6 protein-coding genes and 1 pseudogene are annotated in these 7186 nt (G+C 67.0%); 5 read left to right on the forward strand and 2 right to left on the reverse strand.

Going from position 1 to position 7186, the window contains the following annotated elements:
- Window positions 1-100: 100 nt before the first annotated feature.
- On the reverse strand, window positions 101-661 hold the full coding sequence (locus I55_RS32595; RefSeq protein ID WP_083900755.1) for a DUF5655 domain-containing protein: 561 nt from the start codon (window positions 659-661) through the stop codon (window positions 101-103).
- A gap of 6 nt (window positions 662-667) precedes the next feature.
- Window positions 668-2101 (reverse strand): metalloprotease TldD, encoded by a 1434-nt coding sequence (gene tldD / locus I55_RS01540; RefSeq protein ID WP_044558679.1) that lies wholly within the window; start codon window positions 2099-2101, stop codon window positions 668-670.
- A 597-nt stretch (window positions 2102-2698) separates the two neighbouring features.
- Between tldD and coxB the strand changes: the two genes are divergently transcribed.
- The 5 genes and pseudogenes from coxB to I55_RS01565 form a co-directional block, all read left to right on the forward strand.
- Window positions 2699-3592 carry a cytochrome c oxidase subunit II gene (gene coxB / locus I55_RS01545; RefSeq protein ID WP_044558680.1) on the forward strand — a complete coding sequence of 298 codons (894 nt, stop codon included), beginning with the start codon at window positions 2699-2701 and terminating at the stop codon, window positions 3590-3592.
- 56 nt (window positions 3593-3648) lie between these two features.
- Window positions 3649-5262, forward strand: a complete 1614-nt coding sequence (gene ctaD / locus I55_RS01550; RefSeq protein ID WP_044558681.1) for a cytochrome c oxidase subunit I — start codon at window positions 3649-3651, stop codon at window positions 5260-5262.
- A gap of 132 nt (window positions 5263-5394) precedes the next feature.
- Window positions 5395-6305, forward strand: a pseudogene (cyoE, locus tag I55_RS01555) (heme o synthase).
- Between the two features lie 45 nt (window positions 6306-6350).
- Window positions 6351-6551: a hypothetical protein gene (locus I55_RS01560; RefSeq protein WP_044558682.1), complete on the forward strand. Its 201-nt coding sequence runs from the start codon at window positions 6351-6353 to the stop codon at window positions 6549-6551.
- Window positions 6552-6620: 69 nt separating this feature from the next.
- Window positions 6621-7186 (forward strand): cytochrome c oxidase assembly protein (locus tag I55_RS01565; protein ID WP_049973730.1); only part of this gene is annotated, 566 nt, incomplete at its 3' end.

Raw genomic sequence — 7186 nt, forward strand, 5'->3', positions numbered from 1 at the left:
TCAGATAAGTGCCCATGACCGCCCACGCCCCTGTGATGCCTCGATTCCTCTAGGTACGTGGAACCAAAGGCGCGGTCGTCGCGTGTGCTTGAAAAAAAGCTCAGCGCCGTTCGGCGTAGGCGCGGGCCAGCCAGGCCGCCACCTCGCCGGTGATCTCATCCACCGATGTCAGCGGGATGCGATAGGTGATGCGGTCGCTGGCGTCCGTGGTCTTGACTGGTATCAGGGGCAGGGGATCGCGGCCCAGGGCCAACCCCAAATCGATTCGCCCCTTCCCGGCGGGCTTCGCCTCCGCGAATTTCAGACCGGCGCTGAAGGAGATGATGGTGGACAGGACGGTGGTGGTGACGTCGGGACCCAGCCCTTGCGCCAGCGCCGTCAGACGGTCGCCGATGGGGCGCAAGGCCTCCCGCCCCCCATACAGCTTGTCCAGCCGCTCGGCCGGCGACAGGTCGTGGATGGAGCCCAGGGCCTTGGCGGCGAGAACCTGGGCGGTGGCGCCGCCCAGGCCGTGCGCTTCCTTCAGCCAGCGGGCGCAGGCCTTCGCCTCGCCCGGCCCTTCCGCCTTGATCAGGGCCACCCAGGCGTCCGCGTCCCTGCCGGTCTTGGCCGGCAGGTTGCGCAGGATGGCCGCCATCATGTCGTCGGGGCTTTTTCCCATTTGGGATTAGGCGGCGGTGCCGCCGACGGTCAGCCCGTCGATGCGCAGGGTGGGCTGGCCCACGCCCACCGGCACGCTCTGCCCCTGCTTGCCGCACACGCCGATGCCCTCGTCCAGGCAGCTGTCGTTGCCGATCATGGTGACCTTGGTCAGGGCGTCGGGGCCGTTGCCGATCAGGGTGGCGCCCTTGACGGAGGGGCCGATCTTGCCGTCCTCGATCAGATAGGCTTCGGAGGCTGAGAAGACGAACTTGCCCGAGACGATGTCCACCTGGCCGCCGCCGAAGTTAACGGCATAGAGGCCGCGCTTCACCGTGGACAGGATCTCCGCCGGCGTCTTGTCGCCCGACCGCATCATGGTGTTGGTCATGCGCGGCATGGGCACGCTGCTGAAACCCTGTCGCCGGCCGTTGCCGGTGGGCTTCACCCCCATCAGGCGGGCGTTCATGCGGTCCTGCATGTAACCGACCAGGATGCCGTCCTCGATCAGGGTGTTGCACTGGCTGGGCGTGCCCTCGTCATCCACGGTGATGGAACCGCGGCGGCCTTCCAGCGTGCCGTCGTCCACCACGGTGACGCCGGGGGCGGCCACCCGCTGGCCGATGAGGGAGGAGAAGGCGGAGGTGGCCTTGCGGTTGAAGTCGCCTTCCAGACCGTGGCCGATGGCCTCGTGCAGCAGCACGCCGCACCAGCCCGGCCCCAGCACCACCGGCATCTCCCCCGCCGGCGCCGGGATGGCGGCCAAGTTGACCAGGGCCTGACGCAGCGCCTCGTCCACATGGTGGCGCCAGGTCTCCGGCCGTAGATAGCGCTCATACGCCACGCGGCCGCCGGCGCCGTGGCTGCCGGCCTCCATGCGGTCGCCTTCGCCCACGACGACGGAGACGTTCAGGCGCACCAGGGGCCGGATATCAGCCACGCGGTGGCCATCGGCGCGGATGATTTGCACCGCCTGCCATTCGCCCGTCAGGCTGGCGCTGACCTGGCGCACCCGGGGGTCGCGGCCGCGGGCGTAGGCGTCGATGTCGGCCAGCAGCTTCACCTTGGCCTCGAAGGGCACGATGGCCAGCGGATTGTCGGCGGCGTAGAGGGCGCGGTTGGTGCCCACCGGCGGCTCGGCATAGGTGCCGCCGTGACCGGCCTGCACCGTGCGCACCGTGGCGGCCGCGCGCTTCAGCGCCTCCTCCGACAGGGTGGAGGCGTGGGCGAAACCCGTCGTCTCCCCGGCGACGGAGCGCAGGCCGAAGCCCTGGGTGGTGTCGAAACTGGCGCTCTTCAGCTTGCCGTCATCCCAGAACACGCCTTCGGACTGGGCGTATTCCAGGAACAGCTCCCCATCGTCGCCGCCCTTGAGCGCGTCGGCGACGATCGATTCGGTGCGCGCGCGGTCCAGGCCCGCCCGGGTGAAGAACAGGTCGTCGGTCTGGGCGAGCAGGCTCATGGGCGCGGAACTCCTCAAGGACGGGCGGGCACCGCCTGGGGGCGGGCGCGCGTCTCGTAACATAGTCCAATAACATGGCGTGTCGATGCCGCCACCGCCAGGGGAAAGGGCCCACGGCTCTGCCGCCGGACTGCCGGACAGGGCCGGAAATGGCAGGAACCTGGGATTTTCCAGGCACGCCAAGGCTGTAGCAGCCGACCGCGCCCGTGCCACCCTGGCGGGTCCGGCGGCCGGGCCAGTGCGCCCAACGGTTTGTGATGGGACGCGTTGTCCGCTTTACGTCAAGGATCGGGAACGTTATGGTCTGCCACGATACAGGCGGTCTTTGACCATCGGGCTGCCTGTGATGCTGGGTCAGAACTCCCGGGCAGGTGCCCCGATAGCCCAAGCCGTCGCCGCTTCGTCCCGCCGCAACGGGAGGTAGGGGCGGGGGCCCAGGCGACGGATGACGGGGCGCCCTATAAAGAACGGGAGGGTGGGGCGGCATCCCGCGCCAAGCGGACGCCTGAACAGGGGGCGGTCCGGTCGGCGGGGTCACTAGGACAATCTTCGGGTGGGACGTGTCAGGCGTCCCCGGCAACGAGAGAGTGGTAAGGGATGTCCGTACGCAAGAACGCCGCCGCCTTCGCGGCCCTTTTGACGGCCCTGGCGGGGCGCGCTTCCGTGGCGCTGGCCGACCCGGTGACGAGCATGCCCGAGGCGGGCAAGCTGGGCATGCAGCCCGCCTACTCGCCGGTGGCCGTGCAGCTGGAAAGCTTCCACAGCCTGCTGCTCTACATCATCGTCGGCATCGTCGCCTTCGTGTCGCTGCTGCTGCTGACGGTCATGGTGCGCTTCAACAGGCGCGCGAATCCCGTCCCGTCCAAGACCAGCCACCACACCCTGCTGGAGGTGGCGTGGACCGTGGTGCCGGTGCTGATCCTGGTGATCGTGGCCGTGCCGTCCTTCCGCGTCCTCTATTACGGCGACCGCACGCCCAACCCCGAGATGACGGTGAAGATCACGGGGCACCAGTGGTACTGGTCTTACGAATACCCCGATAACAACGACATCGCCTTCGACAGCAACATCGTCTCCGACAGCGACCTGAAGCCGGGCCAGCCCCGCCTGCTGACCGTGGACAATGAGATGGTGGTACCCGTGGGCACGCCCGTCCGCCTGCTGCTGACCGGCGCCGACGTCATCCATTCCTGGTTCGTGCCCTCGCTGGGCGTGCAGTTGCACGCCGTGCCCGGCCGCATCAACGAGACCTGGCTGCAGGCCAGCGTCGAAGGCACCTTCTACGGCCAGTGCACGCTGATCTGCGGCACCAACCACGGCTTCATGCCCATCGTCGTCCATGCCGTCAGCAAGGAGGACTACAAGACCTGGGCGGAGAAGACCAAGACCGCCGGCATCGATGCCGGCCGTGAATTCCTGGCGTCGCTGGAAGCGGCCAAGGGTGGGGCCACCAAGACCGCCCTGGCGACGGACAACGGCGCCGCGCGCTGAGTCGGCCCCGTCTGACATTTAACCCCGGCAGAGATTAAACGAGGGGAACTGGAATTATGGCGCACGCAGCCCACGACACGGCTCACGACGCGCATCACGACCATAAGCCCGGGTTCGTGAAGCGGTGGTTGTTCTCGACCAACCACAAGGACATCGGCACGCTCTACCTCATCTTCTCCGTGATCGCCGGCCTTATCGGCGGCGCCATCTCGGTCATCATGCGCATGGAGCTGCAGGAGCCGGGCATCCAGGTGCTGAACCACCTTTCGGCCGACATCGGGCAGCAGTGGAACGTGCTGATCACCGCCCACGGCCTGATCATGGTGTTCTTCGTGGTCATGCCCGCCGTCATCGGCGGCTTCGGCAACTGGTTCGTGCCGCTGATGATCGGCGCGCCCGACATGGCTTTCCCGCGCCTGAACAACATCAGCTTCTGGCTGCTGGTCCCCGCCTTCCTGCTGCTGGTCTCATCCTCGCTGATCGGGCCGGGTGCTGGCACCGGCTGGACCATCTACCCGCCGCTGTCCTCGGCGCTGGGCCATAGCGGCCCGTCGGTGGACATGGGCATCTTCGCCCTGCACCTTGCGGGTGCCTCCTCCATCCTGGGCGCGGCCAACTTCATCACCACCATCTTCAACATGCGGGCGCCGGGCATGACCCTGCACAAGATGCCGCTGTTCGTGTGGTCGATGCTGGTCACCGCCTTCCTGCTGCTGCTGGCCGTGCCCGTGCTGGGCGGCGCCATCACCATGCTGCTGGCCGACCGCAACTTCGGCACCCACTTCTTCGACCCGGCCGGCGGCGGCGACCCGCTGCTGTTCCAGCACCTGTTCTGGTTCTTCGGCCACCCCGAAGTGTACATCATGATCCTGCCGGCCTTCGGCATCATCAGCCAGATCATCTCCACCTTCTCGCGCAAGCCGGTGTTCGGCTACCTGGGCATGGCCTACGCCATGGTGGCCATCGGCGTGGTCGGCTTCATCGTCTGGGCGCACCACATGTTCACGGTGGGCCTGAGTGTCGACACCCGGGCCTACTTCACCGCGGCGACCATGATCATCGCCGTGCCGACAGGCGTTAAGATCTTCTCGTGGATCGCCACCATGTGGGGCGGCTCCATCGAGTTCAAGCCGCCCATGGTCTGGGCCATCGGCTTCATCTTCCTGTTCACCGTGGGTGGCGTGACCGGCGTGGTGCTGGCCAACGGCGGCCTGGACGTGATGCTGCACGACACCTACTACGTGATCGCCCACTTCCACTACGTGCTGAGCCTGGGCGCCGTCTTCGCCATCTTCGCCGGTTACTACTACTGGATCGGCAAGATGTCGGGCCGGGAACATCCGGAATGGGCGGCCCACCTGCACTTCTGGACCACCTTCATCGGCGTGAACCTGATTTTCTTCCCCCAGCATTTCCTGGGTCTGCAGGGTATGCCGCGCCGCATTCCGGACTATCCGGACGCCTTCCACATGTGGAACCAGATCTCGTCGATCGGGGCTTACATTTCCTTCGGCTCGACCTTGTTCTTCGTCGTGATGGCCCTTTATACGCTGATGTTCGGCCGGCGCGTGGGCGCCGACTACTGGAACACGGGTGAGACGACGCTGGAATGGACCCTGTCCAGCCCGCCGCCGTTCCACCAGTTCGAGGTTCTGCCCCGCATCAAGTGAGGTGCTGAGGGTGGCACCGGCTGCATAGGCGACGGCCGCGCGGGAGGGGTGGCTTCCCGCGCGGTTTTGCCTGATTAAAGGTGCCGCCGTCCCCCGCATGGGATGGTGACGCCAGATGAGATGCGAAGACTGATGACCGATACCGCCTTCGAGGGCCAGCCCGTTTCCGTCCAGGCCGACAGCCTGCCGGGGGGCGTCGCCGACTACATCGCCCTGCTGAAGCCCCGGGTCATGTCCCTGGTGGTGTTCAGTGGCCTGGCCGGTCTGGTGGTGGCGCCCGGCGCCCTGCACCCTGTGCTGGCGATGGTGGCGTTGCTGTGCATCGCCGTGGGCGCCGGCGCCGCGGGCGCCATCAACATGTGGTACGACCGCGACATCGACGCGGTCATGGAGCGCACGCGCGGCCGGCCCATCCCGCAGGGGCGGGTCAATCCCGACGAGGCGCTGGCCTTCGGCGTGGTGCTGTCCGTCGCCTCCGTGCTGCTGATGGGACTGGCGGTCAACTGGGTGGCGGCCGCCATCCTGGGGTTCGCCAACGCCTTCTATGTCTTCGTCTACACCATGTGGCTGAAGCGCCGCACGCCGCAGAACATCGTCATCGGTGGGGCGGCCGGCGCCTTCCCGCCCATGATCGGCTGGGCCGCGTGACGGGTGATGTCACCATCGGCCCGCTGCTGCTGTTCTGCCTGATCTTCTTCTGGACGCCGCCGCATTTCTGGGCGCTGGCCCTGTTCCGCAGCGGCGATTACAGCCGCGCCGGCGTGCCCATGCTGCCCGTGGTGGCGGGGGAGGCGGCGACCAAGCGCCAGATGCTGGCCTACACCCTGCTGCTGCTGCCCATCGCCATCGCCCCCCACTGGTTCGGTGTGGGCGGCATGGCTTACTTGGTGGGCGCCACGGTGCTGAGCGGCCTTTTCATCGTCTGCGCCGTGCGGGTCATGCTGGACAAGACCCACCGCGCCGCCAAGCAGATGTTCGCTTACTCCATCCTCTACCTTTTCCTGCTGCTCGCCATCCTGATCGGTGAGAAGCTGGTGGCATGACCGCCCCCTCGATTGAGGGCCCCTCCGCATAGGAACCCTGACCGCATGGCCAATACCACCGCTCCTTCAAGCGCCCCCTCGGCCAGCGCCCCCCCGGGGGCGCCGGAACCCGTTCTCGACGCGGCGGAGCGGGGAAGGCGCCAGCGCGGCAAGAACTTGGCGCTATTCTTTTCCCTCTTGGGTTTCGTGGCATTGATCTATGTCGTGGCCATCGTGCGCATGGGGTTGAACACGCCGGCCCCATAGCTTTTTCCCCAAAAAAAGAACCAGGCGGGCGAACCCGCCGCCGTCGACACCGCCCAGGGAGGCGACAGCATGGCAGACATCCCCGGTCCCGATTCCCCGCCGCCCGATCTTCGCCACCGTCCGCCCGCCGGTGCCGATCTGGTGCGGCGCAACCGGCGCATGCTGCTGGGGGCCTTCGCCCTGGTGGCCGGAATGGTGGGCCTCAGCTTCGCCGCCGTGCCCCTTTACCAGGTATTCTGCAAGGCCACCGGCTTTGGTGGCACCACCCAGGTGGCGACCAAGGGTGCCGACCGGGTGGTGGACCGCACCATCACCGTCCGTTTCGATGCCGAGGTGAACCGGGAGTTGCCCTGGCAATTCCGCCCCCTGCAGAACGCCGTGACGCTGAAGCTGGGTGAGGTGCGGGAGATCCGCTACCACGCCAAGAATCTGTCAGAGAAAGCGCTGGTCGGCACCGCGACCTTCAACGTCACGCCCGACAAGGCCGGCATCTATTTCAACAAGATCCAGTGCTTCTGCTTCACCCGCCAGCGGCTGGAGCGGGGGCAGGAACTGGACATGCCCGTCAACTTCTTCGTCGATCCGTCGCTGGCCGATGATCCACACATGAAGGACGTGGCCACAATCACCCTGTC

The sequence above is a fragment of the Azospirillum sp. B4 genome (genome assembly GCF_000333275.1).
Taxonomy (GTDB): Bacteria; Pseudomonadota; Alphaproteobacteria; order Azospirillales; family Azospirillaceae; genus Nitrospirillum.